Annotated in this window: 22 protein-coding genes; 3 read left to right on the top strand and 19 right to left on the bottom strand. The window is 64.0% G+C overall.

What is annotated here, in order from left to right; genetic code table 11:
* Window positions 1–3: 3 nt before the first annotated feature.
* The 17 genes from EV688_RS12255 to EV688_RS12335 all read right to left on the bottom strand — a co-directional run bounded on the left by EV688_RS12255 (window position 4) and on the right by EV688_RS12335 (window position 17,579).
* Window positions 4–1,254, bottom strand: a complete 1,251-nt coding sequence (locus EV688_RS12255) for a pilus assembly protein (RefSeq protein WP_117318885.1) — start codon at window positions 1,252–1,254, stop codon at window positions 4–6.
* Window positions 1,251–1,787 carry a pilus assembly PilX N-terminal domain-containing protein gene (locus tag EV688_RS12260; RefSeq protein WP_117318886.1) on the bottom strand — a complete coding sequence of 179 codons (537 nt, stop codon included), beginning with the start codon at window positions 1,785–1,787 and terminating at the stop codon, window positions 1,251–1,253. Before EV688_RS12260 ends, EV688_RS12255 begins: the two co-directional genes overlap by 4 nt.
* Window positions 1,774–2,757 (bottom strand): PilW family protein, encoded by a 984-nt coding sequence (locus tag EV688_RS12265; RefSeq protein ID WP_117318887.1) that lies wholly within the window; start codon window positions 2,755–2,757, stop codon window positions 1,774–1,776. The genes EV688_RS12260 and EV688_RS12265 overlap by 14 nt, the downstream gene beginning before the upstream one ends.
* Window positions 2,754–3,323 (bottom strand): type IV pilus modification protein PilV, encoded by a 570-nt coding sequence (gene pilV, locus EV688_RS12270; protein ID WP_117318888.1) that lies wholly within the window; start codon window positions 3,321–3,323, stop codon window positions 2,754–2,756. The genes EV688_RS12265 and pilV overlap by 4 nt, the downstream gene beginning before the upstream one ends.
* The gene (locus EV688_RS12275) at window positions 3,320–3,859 is read right to left on the bottom strand and encodes a GspH/FimT family pseudopilin (RefSeq protein ID WP_162883951.1); all 540 of its coding nucleotides are present in this window, start codon (window positions 3,857–3,859) and stop codon (window positions 3,320–3,322) included. Before EV688_RS12275 ends, pilV begins: the two co-directional genes overlap by 4 nt.
* Before the next feature lie 91 nt (window positions 3,860–3,950).
* Window positions 3,951–4,373 (bottom strand): type IV pilin protein, encoded by a 423-nt coding sequence (locus EV688_RS12280; protein WP_117318890.1) that lies wholly within the window; start codon window positions 4,371–4,373, stop codon window positions 3,951–3,953.
* Between the two features lie 170 nt (window positions 4,374–4,543).
* Window positions 4,544–5,491, bottom strand: a complete 948-nt coding sequence (ispH, locus tag EV688_RS12285) for a 4-hydroxy-3-methylbut-2-enyl diphosphate reductase (RefSeq protein ID WP_117318891.1) — start codon at window positions 5,489–5,491, stop codon at window positions 4,544–4,546.
* Window positions 5,491–5,955 (bottom strand): FKBP-type peptidyl-prolyl cis-trans isomerase, encoded by a 465-nt coding sequence (locus tag EV688_RS12290; protein WP_117318945.1) that lies wholly within the window; start codon window positions 5,953–5,955, stop codon window positions 5,491–5,493. The genes ispH and EV688_RS12290 overlap by 1 nt, the downstream gene beginning before the upstream one ends.
* 88 nt (window positions 5,956–6,043) lie before the next feature.
* Window positions 6,044–6,526, bottom strand: a complete 483-nt coding sequence (gene lspA, locus EV688_RS12295) for a signal peptidase II (protein ID WP_240624400.1) — start codon at window positions 6,524–6,526, stop codon at window positions 6,044–6,046.
* Window positions 6,519–9,323, bottom strand: a complete 2,805-nt coding sequence (gene ileS, locus EV688_RS12300) for an isoleucine--tRNA ligase (protein ID WP_117318893.1) — start codon at window positions 9,321–9,323, stop codon at window positions 6,519–6,521. The genes lspA and ileS overlap by 8 nt, the downstream gene beginning before the upstream one ends.
* Window positions 9,320–10,291: a bifunctional riboflavin kinase/FAD synthetase gene (gene ribF / locus EV688_RS12305; protein WP_117318894.1), complete on the bottom strand. Its 972-nt coding sequence runs from the start codon at window positions 10,289–10,291 to the stop codon at window positions 9,320–9,322. The genes ileS and ribF overlap by 4 nt, the downstream gene beginning before the upstream one ends.
* Window positions 10,292–10,388: 97 nt before the next feature.
* Window positions 10,389–11,975, bottom strand: a complete 1,587-nt coding sequence (murJ, locus tag EV688_RS12310; RefSeq protein WP_117318895.1) for a murein biosynthesis integral membrane protein MurJ — start codon at window positions 11,973–11,975, stop codon at window positions 10,389–10,391.
* Complete coding sequence (locus EV688_RS12315) at window positions 11,972–12,622, bottom strand: NUDIX domain-containing protein (RefSeq protein ID WP_117318896.1); 651 nt, start codon at window positions 12,620–12,622, stop codon at window positions 11,972–11,974. The genes murJ and EV688_RS12315 overlap by 4 nt, the downstream gene beginning before the upstream one ends.
* Window positions 12,619–13,635, bottom strand: coding sequence for an aspartate carbamoyltransferase (locus EV688_RS12320; protein ID WP_117318897.1), 1,017 nt, complete (start codon window positions 13,633–13,635; stop codon window positions 12,619–12,621). The genes EV688_RS12315 and EV688_RS12320 overlap by 4 nt, the downstream gene beginning before the upstream one ends.
* Before the next feature lie 118 nt (window positions 13,636–13,753).
* Complete coding sequence (gene sbcB, locus EV688_RS12325; RefSeq protein ID WP_117318898.1) at window positions 13,754–15,205, bottom strand: exodeoxyribonuclease I; 1,452 nt, start codon at window positions 15,203–15,205, stop codon at window positions 13,754–13,756.
* Between the two features lie 18 nt (window positions 15,206–15,223).
* Window positions 15,224–16,747: a fumarate hydratase gene (locus EV688_RS12330; protein WP_117318899.1), complete on the bottom strand. Its 1,524-nt coding sequence runs from the start codon at window positions 16,745–16,747 to the stop codon at window positions 15,224–15,226.
* A gap of 13 nt (window positions 16,748–16,760) precedes the next feature.
* Window positions 16,761–17,579 (bottom strand): hypothetical protein, encoded by an 819-nt coding sequence (locus tag EV688_RS12335; RefSeq protein WP_240624401.1) that lies wholly within the window; start codon window positions 17,577–17,579, stop codon window positions 16,761–16,763.
* Between the two features lie 286 nt (window positions 17,580–17,865).
* Here EV688_RS12335 and EV688_RS12340 point away from each other — a divergent pair, with 286 nt between their 5' ends.
* The 3 genes from EV688_RS12340 to EV688_RS12350 all read left to right on the top strand — a co-directional run bounded on the left by EV688_RS12340 (window position 17,866) and on the right by EV688_RS12350 (window position 19,324).
* On the top strand, window positions 17,866–18,447 hold the full coding sequence (locus EV688_RS12340) for a superoxide dismutase (protein ID WP_117318900.1): 582 nt from the start codon (window positions 17,866–17,868) through the stop codon (window positions 18,445–18,447).
* Window positions 18,448–18,758: 311 nt separating this feature from the next.
* On the top strand, window positions 18,759–18,956 hold the full coding sequence (locus EV688_RS12345) for a type II toxin-antitoxin system VapB family antitoxin (protein ID WP_117318901.1): 198 nt from the start codon (window positions 18,759–18,761) through the stop codon (window positions 18,954–18,956).
* Window positions 18,953–19,324, top strand: coding sequence for a type II toxin-antitoxin system VapC family toxin (locus EV688_RS12350; RefSeq protein ID WP_117318902.1), 372 nt, complete (start codon window positions 18,953–18,955; stop codon window positions 19,322–19,324). The genes EV688_RS12345 and EV688_RS12350 overlap by 4 nt, the downstream gene beginning before the upstream one ends.
* 127 nt (window positions 19,325–19,451) lie before the next feature.
* Here EV688_RS12350 and groL read toward each other — a convergent pair whose 3' ends face one another.
* Together groL and groES are read right to left on the bottom strand one after the other, a co-directional pair.
* Window positions 19,452–21,101: a chaperonin GroEL gene (gene groL, locus EV688_RS12355; protein ID WP_117318903.1), complete on the bottom strand. Its 1,650-nt coding sequence runs from the start codon at window positions 21,099–21,101 to the stop codon at window positions 19,452–19,454.
* Window positions 21,102–21,162: 61 nt separating this feature from the next.
* Entirely contained in the window at window positions 21,163–21,453 is a 291-nt protein-coding gene (gene groES, locus EV688_RS12360) for a co-chaperone GroES (RefSeq protein ID WP_117318904.1), read from the bottom strand.
* Window positions 21,454–21,660 lie beyond the last annotated feature (207 nt).

Consider the following 21,660-nt stretch of genomic DNA (forward strand, 5'->3'; position numbering starts at 1 on the left):
CGCTCAATCAGCGTCGAGCAGTAAATTGCGCCAGTATGCGACTCTGGCAAAGACCCCTTCGGCCGTGAATCGTGACCGGAAACGCCGAGTGCCATCGTCAGCGGTCGCTGGCAGCGCAATTCCGAGTCCCGGCAGAATGATCTCTCTGCCAGTTACCGTCGGCCCGCTAAGGGGCCCCACGCCGGCAATCGAGCCCGGAATCGTTTTCTCGAAGGGCCGGCCATCGGACAGATTGAAGACATAGGTCAGGGCGAGCGGCGGTTCATCGCATCCGGCCGCCCATGACGCAGTGACGAGAAACACCCGCCCCCCGTCGGTGACGGGACGGCTGCGCGCCACCTCGGCAGCATTCCGGAAAGGCGCAAACCATCCGGCACCCACACCGCTTGCCGACTGCGACTGTGACAGCGACAGGTCCGGCCAGGTGATCACGCCGCGGGACGCCTCCTCGGCGTCGCGCGTCTGCACTGCGTAGTCGCGCAGAAAGAACAGACCGTTGCCGAGCTCATCCGAAAGCTCGGACACCGAAGGCTCGGACACTGTCCCCTCAGACGTGATCAGTACCCCGTCGAACGGCGTACCCTCACTATCCATGCTGCGCACGAGGTCGGGCGCCATACGGAACTGTACCGCCCCGGCGGTGCCCACCGGCGTGAGATCAGCCAGCAGCGTTACCGGCGAGGCCGATACGGCCGGCTGAGACCCGGATTGCGCCGATCCGGCATGCCACCGCGTGGACAGCAGCGGCAGATCAATGCGCCACACGCGCGACGCACTGTCTCCCACATAAAGCCGCTGCGCCAGGCCATCCGCTCCCCGCAGAATGGCAGCCGCCCCCAGTGCTGCGGTGAGGCGCGGATCACTCGTGTCGGCCCCGTCCGCCGCCGCGTGTGGTGACTGCATCAGCTCCCAGATCGGCAGACCCGTATCCAGCGCCACCAGCATCAGTCGAGTCTGTGGTTGAAAGACAGGCCAACCATCGCCCAGCTCATCTCGCGCCGCATCGGTCACGACGGCGACATCAATGCGTTCATCGCCAACCTGCAGCCGCATCCGGTTCAGCGCTGCGCTCTGCGGAAGACGCCCCGCCGCAACGTCCTCAAGCGAGTAACGCAGCGATGGTGCATCGTCGTCGAGTGCGGGACAGCTTGCGCGGACAGACGACACCGCAATGCCGCACAGCATCAGCAGCATTGCCGTGACGATGCGGCGCCTGAGGCGCTGCACCCGGCACGCGGGGCTCACTGGTATCATTCTCTTGCTCTCCCTGATGACGAGACGTCGAGACCCACCGCGGCGCGCGCCAGCGTGGCATTGTCGACTCGCCGACGCACCCGGATATCGACCTCGAAGGCCGCCGACTGATAGTGCACGTGACTGGAGACCGCAGACTGCGCCACCCGGTCTGCGCTGCCCGCCGAAAAAACCCCGCGCCTGCGGGTCTGGTAACTGACCTGATACCGCTCATCTTCACTCATGGTGACCCAACCTCGCGCATCGTCGCAGAATCCGGCCTCATGGCAGACAGGGACATCTCCGTCGGCAAGGGCCTGCGGCAGGCGCATCCGCTCGCGCCCCACCACCGCGCGGAGGGCACCATCGAGCAATGTCCGCGCTTCGATGCGGACGCGCAGCGCATCCGCCATGCGGGCCTCCACCACGGCCATATCGACCGCCGACAGCGCGATATAGGTCATCAGAAAGACGAATGCGCTGGCCAGAACCAGAATGGAACCGGACTGAAACCCCGGCGGCGAAGATGACCCCGACTCCTCACGGCAGGACATGCGCGTTCGCCTGGGCCCTGAGATTGTGCAAGGGCACTGTGGCCGAGAACACCCGTCGCAGATAGCGGTCGGCCGGCAGGTCGACGGCCGTGGTACCGAGCTGCAGCGACTGCGCGCGCGGCAGACGGTGAACGGGGTTCAGACTGCGGATAAGCACATGCACGTGCGCTGTTGTGGCCGCGCTGAGCTGCCCGGGTCCCGGCGCGCGCAGCAGGGATTCCGCCACACCGTCGCCATCCGCGTCGATGGCAAACTCGGCCTGCAGACCCTCCACTCCCTCCACCAGGCAGACGCTGCGCATGGTACTCCCCAGGCGCTCGTCGCACAGGGCTGGAATACCGTCTCCGGGCTCCTGGGAGTAATCCCTGAGGTAAAAAATATGCGTGTGCAGCTCCCACCAGCGACTCCCGTCAGACATGGACCGGGAGGAATGTCCCGCAGCATCGACCAACGCCATGTCCGATGATCCCGCAGCCGCGATAACCAGATACCAGCGCGCCCACCGCAGGGGACGCAGCTCAGGCTCCCGGCCGGTGGTCAGGCTCGGCAGCGCCGAGCTGCGCTTGATCACCAGTGCATCCGCGCCTGTCACGAGTCGCGACTCCGGGAGACACGCCAGGCGCGCACCGCTGCTGAAGCGCGCAGCGCCACCGCTGAAGTCATCCAGCATATCCAGCGGCGTGTGCAGGTCCAGCGCCCAGCCTGGCACGTCGCCGCAGGCAGGAGCGGCGGTGACAGGCGCAGGCAGGTCCGGCATTGCCTCGCGCGCGAAAAATCCGACCATGCGCAGTTCCCGCACCAGCAGGCCCAGGGCGTGTCGTCCGCTCTCTTCCATGCGCGCCACCTCTACCTGCCAGCGCAGCACTGCCTTGCCAATGCGATAGACCTGCAGAACCGACGCCACAAGCAGCATGGCCAGCGTGATCGACAACAGCAGTTCCACCAGCGTTACGCCCCCTGCCCGCTTCACGGTGCCGACCCCAGCGGTGCTGTCAACGTTAGCGCCCGGCGTCCCTCCGATGCGTCTCCGCTCGTGCAGAAGTTTGAAGACGGCGGGGCCAGGACGGCACGGGATACCCAGCTCACGCCAACCCGCAGCGTCGTCGCGTCACGACTCACACAGGCGCGGGGCAGCGCCAGAGCGCGCTGCTCACTTAGCGCCAGCCAGGCGGCTATGCCGCGTTCCGCCCACGCCGGTGGGTCACACGTGGCGCCGTCGAGACAGGCCGTAACATCACCGCCAGTCATGGCGTTACTGCCGTCCAGCGCCTGCGCGTAACGGTCGATCGCGCCGGTGTCCGACAGCAGCCGCTGCGCAAGGTCCTCCGCCAGCATCAGCGCCGCCGCGGATTCGGAGGCGGAGCGCGTTGCCTGCACCGCCCCGAACTGCATCGCCGCTACCGCCAGCGCGCCGAGTGAGAAGACCAGCAGCGCGACCAGCAGCTCCACCAGCGTGTAGCCCCCGCCACACCCCGCCGCAGCGCACTTTCCCGCGACAGATGCAGGGGCCCGGCGTCGTCCAGCGAAAAACGTCATAGCAGACAACTCCCCCAGTCGCGCGTCAGGCGCGGCCTGCCCACATGATTGAGCACCAGGCTCCAGGGCTGAACGCGGGCGCCCGTCGGCGGGCAGACCTGCAGTGTCATGCTGCGTCGACTGCTGCCATCCGGCCAGAATGAAAGCCGCTCATCAATACGTCGTGAGCCCGCGCGGTTGTAGAGCCCGAACCCGCTGGGCATGGCCGCAAAGCGGCGCAACGGCGTGTCGTTGCCGGGGTCGAATACCCCGTCCCCATCGCGGTCGAGGTAGACAAACCAGCCGTCCTCGTAGCGGCGGCCACAGGCCGAGAACGGATCGGAACCCGGAGTGACCGGACAGACACCGGTACGCTGGTTGTTGGCAATGGCCTGCGCACGCGCCAGCTGCAGACTGGACAGCAGGCGGTCTGCCTCGGCCCTGGCCTGTGCTGCCTGCAGAAAATCGCGCAGGCCCGGGAGCACGATAGTCAGGCTGAGCGCCAGCAAGGCACAGACAACCAGCAGTTCGATCAGGGTAAAGCCGCGGCTTTGCATGGGAGTGGCCCCGTCGTGATTCGACAGGAAAAGCCTAGAATGCTCTGGCACTCCCGCCAGTGAATGCCTGTATTTGCCGGAAGACGAGACGCTACCAGCAGCTGTCCGCGTCGATTCCCGTAGCCCCGCGCCTGCCGCGTGCATCCAGCGTCAAGGCAGCGCAGCGCTCGTCCCTGGCCTGCGGAGATGCAGGCAGCGGCGTTGCCGTCAGCAGGAAGCACAGAGCCAGTGAGGCATCGGGACAGGCATCGATACGGATGCGGTAATGGCCCTCCCCGGTGACAAGCGGATCGGCATCATAGCCGAGCTCGCGCAGGTCGTCGCTGTAGCGATCAGAGACGAATCGCCACTGCTCCTGCCGGCCAGCCACCTCGACCAGGGTCGCCATCGCGTCTGCGCGGCGACTCTTGATCAGGCTGGACTGGTACGCGGGCAGCGCAACGCCGAGGAGAATCCCGACAAGGCACAGAACGATCATCAGCTCGAGCAGGGAAAACCCACGAGAAAGCCGCATGCTTGATAACCCCGGCACGGAAACAGGTTCGCTGGACCGGGATGCTGGAACGCGGCCACTGTCCTGTAAACGTCAGGGGCGGTGTGTTAACGCTTTGGATGAAACGGCGCGATCGAAACGGGCCGGACAGGCTGGCCTTGACGGCGTGGCGCGCTGAAAGCGCGCGGCCATCAGGTGATCTCGGTCAGGCGCAGCTCGCGCGGCATGGAGAACGTCACGTTCTCGGGCTGGCCGTCGAGCTCACTCACGGCATTCGCACCGAGGTCGCGCAGGCGCTGTATCACCTCCAGCACCAGGACTTCCGGCGCCGAGGCTCCCGCGGTGACACCGATCCGGGCCTTGCCCTCGAGCCAGGCGGGGTCAATGTCATCCGCGCCGTCGAGCAGGTAGGAGGTGGCCCCCATGCGCTCGCCAAGTTCGCGCAGACGATTGGAGTTGGAGCTGTTGGTGGAGCCGACCACCAGCAGCAGATCGCACTTCGCCGCCAGCTGCTTGACCGCATCCTGGCGATTCTGGGTGGCATAGCAGATATCGTTCTTGCGCGGGCCGAGTATGTCCGGAAAGCGCTCGCGCAGCACATCGATCACCCGCGCCGTGTCGTCCATGGACAGCGTTGTCTGGGTAACGTAGGCCAGCCGTGACGGGTCGCGGACCGACAGCGTTGCCGCCTGCTCCTCATCTTCGACCAGGTAGATATCGCCGCCCCGGCTGCGATCATACTGGCCCATCGTGCCCTCAACCTCGGGGTGACCGGCATGCCCGATGAGAATGCACTCGCGGCCTTCGCTACTGTAGCGGGAGACCTCCAGGTGCACCTTGGTCACCAGCGGGCAGGTGGCGTCGAAGACCTTGAGACCCCGGTGATCGGCGTCCATGCGCACCGCCTGTGAGACGCCGTGGGCGCTGAATATGACGATACAGTCGTCCGGCACCTCGTCGAGCTCATCGACGAATATAGCCCCGCGAGCGCGCAGATCATCCACCACAAACCGGTTGTGCACCACCTCGTGGCGCACATAGATCGGTTTGCCGAACACCTCCAGGGCCCGGTTGACGATATCGATGGCGCGGTCGACGCCAGCACAGAAGCCACGGGGGTTTGCCAGTTGTACGTCCATCAGTGCAACTCCGCCGGTTCAACCCGGTGTACGAGAACATCAAACAGAATGGTACGCCCCGCCAGCGGATGATTGAAGTCCACCGTGACCTCACTGTCATCCACCGCGACAACCAGTCCCGGCAGCTCGCCACCCGCCGCATCGGCGAAGGAGCACACCAGACCGACCTCCAGCGCCAGGTCCTGATCAAACTGGTCGCGCTTTATCACCTGAATATTGTTGTCGTTGGGCTGACCGAAGGCCTCCTCCGGCGAGACCGAGAAAAGCTGCCGCTGTCCCGGCTGCATGCCGAACAGCAGTCGTTCGAAGCCCGGCAGGAGACTGCCGTCGCCGATGGCAAAATCCACCGGATCGCCGCCGAAGTTCGAGTCGATCTCGGCACCATCCTCCAGCGTCAGGGCGAAATTCAGGAATACCCGGGTACCCTCGCCAACCCCGACCTCGCTCTCGTTACTGTTCGTCATCATGTTCATGCTCCATGGCTCATCGCGCCCGGTTCACTGTTATACAAAACGCGATCGTAAAACCCAAGTGCCAGGCTCTGCCCCTGGCTCAGGCACGGCCGGAGCCGCGAAAACCGTCCAGCAGCAGCAGAACGGCGCCTACGCTGATAGCGGAGTCGGCGATATTGAAGGTGGGAAAATAGCGGCCGGCGTAATGCACGGAAATGAAATCGACGACGTGACCGAGCAGCACCCGGTCAATGGCATTGCCCAGGGCGCCACCGAGAACCAGCGCCAGCGCCAGCGCCAGCAGACGCTGTTCGCCCGGCAGACGCCAGACCCACACGATGAGCGCGCCACTCACCACCAGCGCCAGCCCCGTAAACAGCCAGCGCTGCCAGCCGCCGGCGTCGCTCAGGAAGCTGAAAGCCGCGCCCTCGTTGTAGTGCAGCGTCAGGTTGAACCAGGAAAACACCGGCACCGGCCGCGCATACTCCAGCAGGGACTGCGCCAGGACCTTGCTGCCCTGATCGAGCAACAGCACCAGCAGCGCCAGCGCATAGGCGCCCCAGACCGTCGCGCGCTCAGGCAAAGTGGCGCTGCTCGCCGCTGCCGTCCACGTTGATAACACAGCGCCCGCATAAAGTCGGATGTGCCGTATGCTGGCCGACATCGGCACCGCGGTGCCAGCAGCGCTCGCACTTGTCGTTGCCCGATACGGCCACAGACAGCTTCAGGCCCTCAATGCCGGTCTCGGTGGCGTCGGCCGGGGCATCGGCCAGAGCGGCGACGCTGGCACCCGAGGTGATCAGGGCAAAACGCAGCTCATTGCCAAGCGCATCGAGAGTCGACTGCAGCGCAGCATCACAGTAGAGCGTCACCTCGGCATCCAGCGACCCGCGCAGGTTGCCAGACGCACGCTGCGCTTCCATCTCGCGGTTGACCGCCGTGCGCACGTCCATGACACGCTGCCAGAAATCACGGCCCATGCCCGCGCTGTCCTCCAGCCGCGGCAGGTCCGCCGCCCACTCGACCAGAAAGACCGAGTCGGCGCGCTCTCCGGGCAGATTCTCCCAGATTTCCTCGGCGGTAAAGCTGAGAATCGGCGCAATCCACCGCACCATGGCGTCGGCGATATGATACAGCGCCGTCTGTGCAGAGCGGCGGGCGATGCTGTCGGCCTGGGTTGTGTACTGGCGATCCTTGATGACGTCCAGATAGAAACCGCCGAGGTCGATGGCGCAGAAATTGTGCAGGCGGTGATAGATGGTGTGGAACTGGTAGCTGTCGTAGGCGGCGAGGATCTCGTCCTGCAGCAGGGCCGCACGGTCCACCGCCCAGCGATCCAGCGACAGCATGTCCGCTGCGGGGACCGCGTGCCTGGCGGGATCAAAGCCGGCAAGATTGGAAAGCAGGAAGCGCGCCGTGTTGCGGATGCGTCGGTAGGCGTCCGCGGTGCGCTTGAAGATCTCATCGCTCACCGCCAGCTCGCCGCGGTAGTCGGATGCCGCCACCCAGAGGCGTACGATGTCCGCACCCAGATCATTCATGGCCTTTTTCGCGGGCAGAATGTTGCCGCGGGACTTGGACATCTTGTGACCGTCGCCGTCGACGGTAAAACCGTGGGTGAGCACCGTGCGATAGGGTGCCTCGCCATAAGCGCCAACGGCGGTCAACAGGGAAGACTGGAACCAGCCGCGATGCTGGTCGGAGCCCTCCAGATAGATATCCGCAGGCGAACGCAGGCCATCGCGACGCCGCAGGACGCAGGCGTGGGTAACACCGGAGTCGAACCAGACATCCAGGGTATCGGTCACCTTCTCGTAGGCGGCAGCCTCGTCACCGAGCAGTTCACTGGCGTCAAGGTCGTACCAGGCGTCGATGCCGCCGGCTTCCACGCGTTTCGCCACGTCCTCTATCAACTCGACGCTGCGCGGATGCAGCTGCGCCGTCTCGCGATGGACGAACAGCGCGATCGGCACGCCCCAGGTGCGCTGTCGCGACACACACCAGTCCGGGCGACTGGCAAGCATGCCGTCGATGCGCGCCCGGCCCCATTCCGGCAGCCAGCGCACGCCGTCAACAGCGGCCAGTGCGTCCCGCAGCAGGCCATTCTGGTGCATGCTGACAAACCACTGCGGCGTGGCGCGGAAAATGATTGGCGTCTTGTGCCGCCAGCAGTGCGGGTAAGAGTGGCTGTAGTCCTCGGCGTGCAGCAGCGCCCCGTGCTCGCGCAGCAGCTGCACGATACCGGCATTCGCCTTGAACACGTGCTCGCCGGCGAAATGTGGCGTTTCCGGCAGATACACGCCATTACCGCCCACCGGGTTATAGACCTCGATATCATAGATCGCGCCCACCACGAAATCGTCCTGGCCGTGGGCCGGGGCCGTGTGCACAGCACCCGTGCCCGCTTCGGTGGTCACGTGGTCACCGAGAACCACCAGGATATCGCGGTCGAGATAGGGGTGGCACAGGCGCTGGCGCTCCAGTGCGCTGCCGGTGCAGCGCCCGAGAATCTCGATGCGATCCAGACCAAAGCGGGCCGCGCAGGCCTCGGCCAGCTCCGTTGCCACCAGAAGCTGGCGGTCGCCATCGGCCAGCAGCACATACTCGAGTTCCGGGTTCAGGCTCACCGCCATGCTCGCGGGAATGGTCCAGGGTGTGGTGGTCCAGATGGCCACGGCAATATTGTCGGCCCCCGGCGCGCCGCAGGCGTCGGCAATGGCCGCGCTGTCACGGGCCGCATAGGCGACGTCGATCGCGGTCGACACCTTGTTCTCGTACTCAACCTCCGCCTCGGCCAGGGCGGAACCACAGTCGGTGCACCAGTGCACAGGCTTGAAGCCCTTGTGCAGGTGGCCATTATCGATCAGACGGCCGAGGGTGCGAATGATGTCCGCCTCGAAACGCGGGTCCATGGTGAGGTAGGGATTGTCCCACTCACCGAACACGCCCATGCGCACGAAGTCCTCGCGCTGGTTGTCGATCTGTTTGCGCGCGTAGTCGCGGCAGTGATCGCGGAACTCGGCGGCGCTGACCTTCACGCCGGCCTTGCCGACCTTTTTCTCCACGTTCAGCTCGATCGGCAGGCCGTGGCAGTCCCAGCCTGGCACATAAGGCGCATCATAGCCGGCCAGCGTGCGCGACTTGACGATCATGTCCTTGAGAATCTTGTTCACCGCGTGACCCACGTGCAGTTCGCCGTTGGCATAGGGCGGGCCGTCGTGGAGTATGAACTTCGGCCGACCGGCGCTGACGTCGCGAATGCGCGCGTACAGATTCATGTCGCGCCAGCGAGCCAGACGCTCGGGCTCCCGCTGGGCCAGCCCCGCCTTCATCGGGAAGTCCGTCTGTGGCAGATTCAGTGTCGCTTTGTAGTCGCTCATGTGTCGCTGCTGTCCATGCTGTGGTGAGGCGCCAGCGAATTCTGCTGGAACCAGCGCCGCGCGGTGTCAATGTCAGTCTGGATAGCGTCGCGAAGCGCTTCCAGGGAATCGTACTTCTTCTCGGCGCGCAGACGATGCACAAAATGCACGTCGATGCGACGGCCGTACAGGTCGGGCGAACCCTCGAGCAGGTGCACCTCGAGGTTGGCGCGGGTGCCGCTGCTCACCGTGGGTCGCGTGCCGACGTTGGCGACGCCGGGATCGGCGGCCAGTGCGCCGCCGTCCACCCGCACCGCAAACACACCGGCCAGCGGCGAACGCAACCGCCTCAATTCGACATTTGCCGTCGGCGCACCGAGCTGGCGGCCGAGCTGATGGCCGCGCACCACGCGACCGCTGATGGCATAGTCCCGCCCGAGGAGCCGAGCCGCCAGCGCAAGATCGCCCGCCGCGAGCGCGTCACGAACGCGTGTGCTGCTGACCCTCTCGCCGCCCAGTGCGAAGGTCTTTGTCGGCAGGGTGCTGAAACCCTCGCGCTGGCCGAGCTCGCGGAGAAAGGTCGCATCCCCTTCGCGCTCGCGGCCGAAGCGGAAATCGTCCCCCAGCACCAGCCGCTGCACGCCGAGGCCCCGCACAAACAGGGCCTGCGCGAAATCCATCGCCGACATGCCACGCAGCGTTTCATCAAAACGGATGCACAGCAATCGGTCGACGCCCAGCTGCGACAGCCGCAGACACTTCTCCCGGAAACTCATCAGTCGCGCCGGGGCTTCCTCGGGGACCAGATACTCCCGGGGCAGTGGCTCGAACACGATCACCACCGATGGCAGGGACGACGCTACTGCCTCATCGAGGAGCTGGCCGAGCACCGCCTGATGGCCCAGATGCACGCCGTCAAATGCCCCGATAGTCGCGACGCAGCCGCGATGGCGGGACCGCAGATTATGCAGACCTCGGATCAGCTCCATCGATGTTCAGGGACACTTTCAGCGCAAAAACGGCAGTATATCGAAAACCGGTGAGCGGGCATACGCCCAACGGGCTTGCGCCGCGCGGAAGGGGACATCACGGGCTCCGCGGGGTGCGCAGGTGCGCCAGCCGCGTTCCGGTCAGCACGTGGACCAGCAGATACACCAGGCCACCGGCACCGCAAAGCAGGGCAAGCTGCAGACTGCGCTCCGCCCAGGACCAGGCCAGCCATGTCCCGGCAGGCGACGCCAAGAGCAGCAGCACCGCAAGCATCGCCAGCGTCGCCAGCAGCAGACGGCCCGCATAGGCACGCCAGGCAGGGCTGAACCGGTAGACCGACTCGCGCACGAGCCCGCGCCAGAGCAGTGCCGCGTTCAGGCAGGCAGCCACGCTGGTTGCGAGCGCCAGCCCCACATGCCCGAGGTTGAACCAGAGCATCAGCGGAATGACGAAAATCACGTTCAGCACCATGTTGGCAAGCATGGCGCGGATACCGATGGAAACCGGCGTCATCATGTCCTTGCGCGCATAGAAGCCGGGAGCCAGCACCTTGATCAGCATATAGGCGCACAGCCCCAGGGCATAAGCACGCAGACTGTAGGCGGACATGCTGACATCCTGCGGCGACAGAGCACCGTACTGGAACAGGGTAATGAGAATCGGCTCGGCGAGGACGACCAGCGCAACCGTCGCCGGCACCGCAACCAGGAGCACGCCGCGCACCGCCCAGTCCAGCGTCAGGGCGAAGCGGTCGCTGCGCGCCGCGGACTGGTCGGCGGACAGGCTGGGGAGTATGACCGTGGCGATGGCAATGCCGAAGACGCCCAGGGGCAGCTCCGTGAGGCGATCGGAGTAGTACAGCCAGGAGACGCTGCCGGTGGGCAGAAAAGAGGCCAGCACGGTATCCAGCAGGAGATTGATCTGACTCACGGAAACGCCGAACAGTGCCGGCACCATGAGCACCAGGATGCGACGCACACCGGGATGCCGCGTATCCCAGCGCGGTCGCGGCACCAGGTCGAGCCGATACAGGAAAGGCAGCTGGAACAGCAGCTGCACCAGGCCCGCGAAGGCCACGCCCCAGGCCAGGGCAAAGGCAGGCTCGGCAAAGGCGGGCGCCGCCAGCGTCGCGGCGCTGATCAGCGACAGGTTGAGCAGCACGGGCGTAAACGCGGGCACCGCAAAGCGGCCATAGCTGTTGAGAATAGCGCCGCATAGCCCGGTCATGGAGATAAGCATCAGGTAAGGAAAGGTGACGCGGATGAGATCGCCAGTGAGCGCGAACTTCTGCGCGTCGCGCAGGAAGCCCGGGGCGAAGACCGCGGCCACCACCGGCGCCGCAAGAATCGTGATCAGCGTCAGCAGCACGAGGGTGCCACCGAGGACGCCGGCAACGCGGTCGATCAGGTCGCGCACCGCCGCCTGCCCGCCCTGTTCACGATAGTCACTCAGCACCGGCACGAAGGCCTGGGCAAACGCCCCCTCGGCAAACAGCCGACGCAGGAAGTTGGGTATCTTGAAGGCGACAAAAAAAGCGTCTGCGTTACCGCTGGCGCCGATAAAGGAGGCCAGCACCACATCGCGCACCAGGCCCAGCACGCGGGACAGCATGGTCATGCTGCCCACCACCGCGCTGGAGCGCAGCAGCCCCGGAGCCGGCCTGACGCCCGGGGCTTCGCTCATTCGGGCGTCTGCTGGCCAGACGTCTCTGCCGCCAGCCAGCGCTGGCGCAGGCGGTCGCCGTGCAGCGCCAGCCACTGCAATGCAATCAGTGTGTGGCCATTGGCAATGCGATCGGCACCGAGCAGCCCCAGCGCTTCGCGGCGCGGGATACGGTGCACGAGGATATCCTCGCCTTCACTGTCGAGGCCGTGCACCTGCCCTGCTCCGGCGCGCAGAACGCGGCCACAGAAAAGACGCACATGCTCCGAACAGGCGCCGGCGCTCGGAAAAAAACTGGCCACAGGCACCAGCTCCGCCAGTTCACAGCCGGCCTCTTCCATGGCCTCTCGCTGCACAACGTCGGCATCGGACTCTCCCGCCTCCACAATGCCGGCCACCAGCTCCAGCATCCACGGCGAGGACTCGCCGCGCAGTGCGCCGGGCCGGAACTGCTCCAGCAGGATAAGGGAGTCCGTCTCGGGCTCATAGGGCAGAACGCCGACAGCGTCACCGCGGTGAAACACCTCACGGGTGAGCGGCGCACTCCAGCCACCGCTGAAACAGCGATGTTCGAGGGTTACACGCGCAACGCGAAAATGCCCGCTGAACGCATCCTGCTCATCGAGAATGCGAACATCGGCGGCCCCGAAGCGCAGGCGAAAGCTCACAGCTCGCGCCTGCCCGTGTACCATGTTACCGGGGTTGAGCAGGCATCCACCTGATCGACAACGTCCAGCACCAGCGCAAACAGGGCCATGCGAACCAGCAGGCCGTTGTCGGTCTGGCGGAAAATGGCCAGGTTCGGATTGTCGTTGAGATCGTCATCCAACTCACGGGCATTCTCCCGCGAATCCCGCGGCAGCGGATGCATGATGACCGTATTCGGCTCGCAGTGCGCCGTGTAGATGCTCTGGTTCAGGCGAAAACGGCCGCGGTAGAGGTCGGCTTCCTCGCGCGTGGTAAAGCGCTCTTCCTGGAGGCGCGTACTGTAGACAATGTCGACATGGGAGATGCTCGCTTCCAGGGTGTCCGACTCGACCACTTCATGGCCACGGGCCTTGAGTGTCTCGACGATCTCCGCGGGCATGCGCAGCTCGGTGGGCGATACCAGAACCAGCTGCACCTGCTCGAAGAGCCCCAGCAGTTTGCACAGCGAATGCACCGTGCGCCCGTAACGCAGATCCCCGAGCATGGCGATGCGCAGCCTGTCGACACCGCGACCCCGCCCCGCCAGCTCAGCCTTGATGGTGTAGAGATCCAGCAGGGCCTGGCTGGGGTGCTCATTGCTGCCATCTCCCCCGTTGATCACCGGCACGCGGCTGGCAGCGGCGAACTCCGCCACTGAGCCCGATACCGGATGGCGCATGGCAATCACGTCAGAGTAGCCGCTGAGCACCCGCGCCGTGTCATACAGGGATTCGCCCTTGGCGATGGCCGACTGTTCAAAGCCGGTGGTTTCGCGAACCTCACCGCCAAGCAGATTGAAGGCGCTGCCAAAGCTGACCCGGGTGCGGGTGCTGGGTTCGAAGAACATGGCGCCGAGAATCGCGCCGTCAAGCACACGGGTGCGGCGACGGCGGCGCGCGTAGGGCTCCATATTATCGGCCACCGCGAAGACTCGCTCGACATCCGCGCGCTCGAACTGGCTGATGGACAGAATGTGGCTTCCGGCAAACTGCATGGCTCTTCCCTTAGAGTTACACTCCTCCCGACGCCGTCCCGTCCCGACGCTGCGCGGCATGTCCGGACTCAGACCCCTGCCGCGCGGCGGGCATTATACACGCGCCTCACCCGATGATTCAGGCCAGCAGCGAATCACCCCAGGCCTGCAGCGCCTCCAGAATCGGGCGCGCCGCAGACCCCGGCGGCAGCGACTCACTGCGCTGCTGCAGATCCGCCTGATAGTCCTCAAGCCCCAGGGGAAAGCCCGGCGCTTCACCGGACAGCCGGTACAGCCGGAACTCGTCCCAGCGCTCGCGCTCCTCACCGTCCAGCGTGTGCGGGTAATTGCGCGCCCGGTAGCGAAAAAACATGTCGGACAGGCGCGGATCCTCGAACACGGGCGTCGCCCCGGCCAGCGCATCCGCAGGCAGCTGGCGCAGGCTGTCCATGGCGCGCCGGTCACTGTCACTGAAAAACCCGCCACCGTACAGCTGCGTATCCGGGTCATTGTCTTGCGGCCAGTCCCGCGGCGCATGGATGGCTGCCAGCTTGTCGTTGAATGCCTGGGGGTCGCTGTCCCGCCAGTGCCGCAGCATCGCCAGGTGCCGGCGACAGCGTTCGCCGTCAAGGCCCAGTCGCGCCGCGGTCTGCGCATCAGCCATGCGCGCCGTTACCAGCACCGGACTGCGGTTCACGTGCACGGATTTCAGCCCGGGCCGCTGCGCGCCCTCGGGCAGGTCCTCGCCGCGACTGAAGAGATGTTCGCGCAGCGTATCCGCGTCCAGCTCGATAAGCGCGCCGGGGTCGACATCGAGGTCGTAGCAGAGAATTTCGTTGCGGTTGGTGGGGTGGGCCATCAGCGGCGCAATCAACCCGATGTTGTGCCGCGCGGCGCCGAACTTGCCCGACACATGCAGCACCGGCTTCATCGCCCGGACATCCAGCATGGCAGTGGCGGCCGGCTTGCGGCGCAGGCGCAGCATGTAGTCGTACAGTCGGGGCTGGCGCTCCCGAAGCAGGCGCGCCACCGCGATGGTCGCCGTGACATCGGACAGCGCATCATGCGCGGCCGCATGCTCGATGCCATTGGCAGCGGTCAGTTCCTCGAGGCGAAAACTGGGCAGGCCATCCTCACGCAGCGGCCACTCGATACCCTCTGGCCGCAGGGCATAGGCCGCGCGCAAAGGGTCGATAATGTCCCAGCGGGAGTTGCCGTTCTGCCACTCCCGTGCGTAGGGATCAAACAGGTTGCGATACAGCGTGTTGCGGGTGAACTCGTCGTCAAAACGTAGGGAGTTGTAGCCCACGCCGCAGGTGCCCGGCGCGGCAAGTTCGTGGTGAATATGACCCATGAACTCGCACTCGGGCAAGCCGTGCTCCAGCGCATGCTGGGGGGTGATTCCGGTGACCAGGCAGGCCCCCGGCTGCGGCAGGTAATCATCGGCCGGCCGCGCATAGATCACCAGCGGCTCACCGATCAGGTTGAAATCGGCATCAGTGCGCTGGCCGGCAAACTGCACCGGCCGGTCGCGAACCGGATCGGTCCCGAAGGTCTCGTAGTCGTGCCAGTAGAAGGTCTCGTCAGACATGCCGCGCGCGCCGCCGGTTCACATGAGCTCCAGCGCCTGCGTTTCGATTTTCTCCCGCCAGATTTTCGGGCCGGTGTCGTGCACCGAGATGCCTCGACTGTCCACGGCGACGCTCACCGGCATGTCCCTGACCTCGAATTCGTAGATTGCCTCCATGCCCAGCTCCGGGAAAGCGACCACTCTCGATGAGGTAATGGCCTTGGAAACCAGATAGGCCGCGCCGCCCACTGCCATCAGGTAAACCGCGCCGTGCTTCCGGATGGCCTCGATGCCGGCGGGACCGCGCTCGGCCTTGCCGATCATCCCCAGCAGACCCGTCTGCTCAAGAATGAAATCGGTAAACTTGTCCATGCGCGTGGAGGTTGTGGGACCGGCGGGACCTACCACTTCATCGCGCACCGGATCCACCGGGCCCACGTAGTAAATAAAGCGGTCGCGCAGGTCGACCCCGTCCGGCAGGCCTTCGCCGCTGCTGATCAGTTCCTGCATTTTCTTGTGTGCCGCGTCGCGGCCGGTCAGCATCTTTCCCGACAGGAGCAGGGTGTCACCCGGCTGCCAGCTCGCGGCCTCTTCCCGCGTCACGTGGTCGAGATTGACCCGGCGCACGCCCTCGCCCACCTCCCAGGTAATGTCGGGCCAGTCGTTGATATCCGGAGGGGTCTGCAGGGCCGGACCCGAGCCGTCGAGAACAAAATGCGCATGCCGCGTGGCGGCGCAGTTGGGAATCATGGCCACGGGCAGCGAGGCTGCGTGGGTCGGAAACTCCTTGATCTTCACGTCGAGCACCGTGGTCAGGCCGCCGAGACCCTGGGCGCCGATACCGAGGCGATTGACGGCATCCATGATCTCGAGGCGCAGTTCCTCGCCGCGATTGGACGGACCGCGCTCGCGCAGTTCGTGGATGTCGATCGGATCCATGAGCGATTCCTTTGCCAGCACCGCAGCCTTTTCCGCGGTACCGCCGATGCCGATGCCCAGCATGCCCGGCGGGCACCAGCCCGCCCCCATGGTGGGAACCGTCTTCACGACCCAGTCGAGCACGGAGTCCGAGGGGTTGAGCATTGCCAGCTTGCTCTTGTTCTCCGAGCCGCCGCCCTTGGCCGCCACACGCACATCTACCGTATCGCCCTCAACCACCTCCATGTGGATCACCGCCGGCGTGTTGTCGCCGGTGTTGCGGCGCTTGCCGGCAGGGTCCTCCAGGATGGAGGCCCGCAGAACATTGTCCGGATGGGTATAGGCGCGGCGCACGCCCTCGTTGACCATGGCAGCCACCGACAGGGTTGCATCCCAGCGTACGTTCATGCCGATGCGCAGAAACACCGTCACGATACCCGTGTCCTGGCAGATAGGGCGATGACCCTGGGCACACATCCGCGAATTGATGAGGATCTGCGCCATGGCATCTTTTGCGGCCGGGTTCTGCTCCATCTCCCAGGCCTTGTGCACGCCCCAAACAAAGTCCAGCGGGTGGTAGTAGGAAATGAACTGCAGCGCGTCGGCCACGCTGTCGATGAAGTCATCCTGGCGAATGGTCGTCATGCATGTCTCCCTGTCAGGCACCGGGCTGCTGCAGCGTGCGCACCGCACTTTGCAGCTCACTGATACTGCCGTTGATCTGGCGGCGGAAATTGTTGATGGACTCGACCCACTCCTCATTGCTGGTAACACGCTTGTTGAGACGGGCGACGTCGAGATTCAGCTTGTTCACCGTATCGGCAACGCGCTCCATGCTGGCCTGGTTTGCCTTGGCGTTGCTCATGAGGCGATCGAGGTCACCGGCGACGCTCTTGAGCCGGGTCACGTCGTTCTTGAGGCCGGCCAGGTCGTTGGTGGCGCTGCTGATGGAGCCGTCAAGGCTGGAGATCTTCTTGTCAAGATTCGTTGTGGTGCCCTGCAGTTCCTCGATACTGGCCTTGTTGCGCCGCCACGCGGAGGCCCAGAGCTTGTCGACCTCGGAGTACAGCTCCTTGATCTTCACCGCCATCTGCGCCGTGTTCTGGCTCAGGCCCTGGTCGGTGTCCGACAGGCGGTCTTCGAGGTCGCTGATGCGCTTGACGTAGCGCTCGGTCTCGAACGATGCCTGCGTCAGCTTTTCCTCCAGCTGCCAGGCCCAGGCGCAGGCGACCACCGCGACCACCAGTGACACGGTCACGATCAGTCGCATGAGCAAGGGACTGCCACTGCCGCCACCACCGGGGCTCGCTCCGGAACCTCCACCTGAGCCACCGTTACCGCCGCGCGAGCCGCCAGTGCGCTCCCGGCGCGGTGCGCGACGGCCACCGCCGCCACCCGCCGCGGGTCGCCCTGAGGGATCATCATCGCGGCTCGGCACAATGGAAGGGATATCGTCTAGATCGTCGTCTCTGGCCATGATCGCTGCACCGGAAGTATGAGAGGCCATTATACGCAGTGCCGGCGGCACCCTTAAAGCAATGTCCGCGTTATCCCGGACGCCCTGGCCTCCATGACCGCCGCTGCCTCCCTGTCGGACATTGCGGTGTCACGCAGCCAGTGCCACTCGTGTTAAACTAGGCGCGACAAACAGCAGCGGGAAAGGCATCGGACACCGGACTTGGCCCGTATAGTCCACTGCCAATACCCGGCGCGGCACGTAGCGCCGTGCAGCATTTTTACACAGGAAAAGAAAGGAGACTTTCATGGCTTTTGAACTGCCCGAACTGCCTTACGAAAAGAACGCGCTGGAGCCGCACATCTCGGCCGAAACGCTGGAATATCATTACGGCAAGCACCACAAGACCTATGTCGACAAGCTGAACGGCATGGTCGAAGGCACCGACATGGCCAACAAGTCCCTCGAGGACGTGGTCAAGGCAGCCTCCGGCGGCATGTTCAACAATGCGGCGCAGGTGTGGAACCACACGTTCTACTGGAACTGCCTGTCACCCAACGGTGGCGGTGCCCCCGATGGTGAGCTGGCCGCGAAAATCAGCGAGGCCTTCGGTTCCTTCGACAAGTTCAAGGACGAGTTTACCAACAGCGCCATCGGCAACTTCGGTTCCGGCTGGACCTGGCTGGTGCAGAAGCAGGATGGCTCCGTTGCCATCGTCAACACTGACGACGCCGACACACCGCTCACCGACGACAGCGTCACACCGCTGCTTACCGTCGACGTGTGGGAGCACGCCTACTACATCGATTACCGCAATGCGCGCCCGAAGTACCTGGAAGCCTTCTGGGCGCTGGTCAACTGGGATTTTGTTGCTGGCAATATGTCCTGAGGCATAGCCGCACAATCCTCACAACTACCGGTCCTTCCCCCAAGGCCCGGTAGTTTCCTAGACAAATGGCACAGTGACTGCGGCATTGCCGTAACCCTTCCCCACCGCAGTGCGGACAGCATCCCACTTCTGGCGTTAGCCAACACTTATCCAGGCCATCAGATAGCCTCGTTCAGCTAGTGGGCCACGCGGTATGGTGAGTTGCCATCTTTACCATTGGCCGCGCCGGCTCGAAAGATCGCAGAGGCATACATAACGTCATCAAATGATGTACATTACTGCGCATGATGGGGCTATCATGGACAGCAGCTATGCGCACGACTCTTAACATTGACGATCAACTTCTCGCAGAGGCACAGAGGCTCTCAGGAATGACGGAAAAGACTGCCATCGTTCGAGAAGGTCTACGAGCACTGATACAGCGGGAGAGCGCCAGGCGACTGGCGCGACTCGGTGGAAGTGAACCCGGGTTGAGGAATATCCCCAGACGCAGGGCCGCAGCAGATTGATTCTTGTCGATACATCAGTCTGGGTAGACCACCTGCGCCGCAGTAACACCGTATTGGTGGGCCTGCTGGAGAACGACCAGGTACTGATGCATCCGTTCGTCGTGGGTGAGATTGCCTGTGGCAATCTGGGCAACCGCGAGACGATTCTTTCACTCATGGATAGTCTTCCCTCAGCGATCGAGGCCTCGCATCGTGAGACAAGACTTTTCATCGAGCAGGCCGCTTTCATGGGAAGTGGACTTGGCTTTATCGACCTGCACCTCCTCGCCTCCGCGCGACTGACACCCAACGCCTTGCTGTGGACCGAGGATCGACGCTTGCATACAGCGGCCGACGCGCTGTCCTTGGCTTGGCAACCTCCAGGTTAATGGTGGTCCACAAGCCACCGAAGGCCATCTTTATTAAGCCAAAAAAAACCCCGGATCGAATCCGGGGTTTCTCCATTTCTGAATAGGGAAAACCGCGCGATGCGCGTCTTCCCGGGGCTGGAGCGGCTTACATCATGCCGCCCATACCGCCCATTCCACCCATGCCGCCCATATCCGGGGCGCCACCACCATCCTTGTCTTCCGGCGAATCCGCAATCATCACCTGGGTGGTGATCATGAGACCGGCGACAGAACCGGCAGCCTGCAGGGCTGTGCGGGTTACCTTGGCGGGGTCGATGATGCCCGCTTCGAACATGTCGACATATTCACCGGTCGCCGCATCAAAGCCGTTGTTGCCAGAGCTCTGGCGCACCTTGTCGAGCACCACGGAGGCTTCGCCACCGGCGTTGCTGACGATGTGACGCAGCGGATTTTCCATCGCACGCAGGGCAGCGGCAATACCGATGTCCTGATCGTGGTTATCACCTTTCAGGCCCTTGATCGCGTCGATGGCACGAATCAGCGCAACACCGCCACCGGCAACCACGCCTTCCTCAACGGCGGCACGGGTAGCGTGCAGCGCATCTTCAACGCGGGCCTTCTTTTCCTTCATTTCGAACTCGGTGGCCGCGCCGACCTTGATCACCGCAACACCGCCAGCCAGCTTGGCCACGCGCTCCTGCAACTTCTCGCGGTCGTAGTCGGACGAGGTGTTCTCGATCTGGACACGCACTTCCTTCACGCGCGCCTCGATGGCCGCACCATCGCCTTCGCCGTCGATAATGGTGGTGTTGTCCTTGTCCATGGTCACGCGCTTGGCCGTGCCCAGGTGCTCCAGAGTCGCTGACTCCAGATCCAGACCCACTTCCTCGGAGATCACGGTGCCGCCGGTCAGGACGGCAATATCCTGCAGCATGGCCTTGCGACGATCGCCGAAGCCCGGCGCCTTGCAGGCCGCAACCTTGACGATACCGCGCATATTGTTGACCACCAGGGTCGCCAGCGCCTCACCTTCCACGTCTTCGGCAATGATAACCAGCGGCTTGGATGACTTGGCAACCTGCTCCAGCAGCGGCAGCAGTTCACGGATGTTGGAGATTTTCTTGTCCACCAGCAGGATGTAGGGCGAGTCAGACTCGACCATCATGTTGTCCTGGTTGGAGATAAAGTACGGGGACAGGTAGCCGCGATCAAACTGCATGCCTTCAACCACGTCCAGTTCGTTTTCCAGGCCGGAACCTTCCTCAACCGTGATCACGCCTTCCTTGCCCACCTTGTCCATGGCGTCGGCAATGATCTTGCCGATGGAGTGGTCGCTGTTGGCGGAAATAGTGCCCACCTGGGTGATCGCCTTGTTGTCTTCGCAGGGGATGGACGCCTTCTGGATTTCCACAACGGCCGCGGCGATGGCCTTGTCGATACCGCGCTTGAGGTCCATCGGGTTCATGCCGGCGATAACGGCCTTCAGGCCCTCGCTGACAATGCCCTGGGCCAGGACGGTAGCGGTGGTGGTACCGTCACCGGCAGCGTCGGAGGCCTGTGACGCCACTTCCTTCACCATCTGCGCGCCCATGTTCTCGAACTTGTCCTTCAGCTCGATTTCCTTGGCAACAGAGACACCGTCCTTGGTGACGGTGGGCGCACCGAACGACTTGTCGAGCACCACATTGCGGCCCTTGGGTCCCAGGGTTGCCTTGACGGCATCCGCCAGGACGTTCACGCCCCGCAGCATTGCCTGTCGGGCTTCATCGCCAAAATATACATCTTTAGCAGCCATGATTTTTTCCTTTACCTTTACTGTTTGCGATTGATTGGTGGTGAGTCGTGCTTATCCACACTTACTCGACGACAGCGTAAAGCTCGCTCTCGCTCATGATGATCAGCTCTTCGCCTTCAATCTTGATAGTGTTGCTGCCGGCGTACTGACCGAAGACCACGGTGTCACCCACCTTGACTGCAACCGGGCGCTGCTCGCCGTTGTCCAGTACCTTGCCGTCACCAACTGCGACTACCTCACCCTGGTTCGGCTTTTCCTTGGCTGAACCCGGCAGCACGATGCCTCCGGAGGTTTTCTCTTCTTCTTCCTTGCGACGAACGACCACGCGGTCGTACAGCGGACGGATTTTCATGGATTACGATCTCCAGTTCATTCAGTGTTATCAACTCCCCCATCGGGGCCTGCGCAGTGTATTGGGGTGGTCGGCAGGGAATTCAAGAGAGAATTAGCACTCTTTTTGCGAGAGTGCTAAAAAAGTTTTCGACAGGGGCTGTGAAGCGTGCTGGAGGAACGGTGAAAGCTGCGGCTCGCGGGTGTGCAGTGCCATTCACCGGAAGCA

This window comes from Chromatocurvus halotolerans, from assembly GCF_004340525.1.
Classification (GTDB): Bacteria; Pseudomonadota; Gammaproteobacteria; order Pseudomonadales; family Halieaceae; genus Chromatocurvus; species Chromatocurvus halotolerans.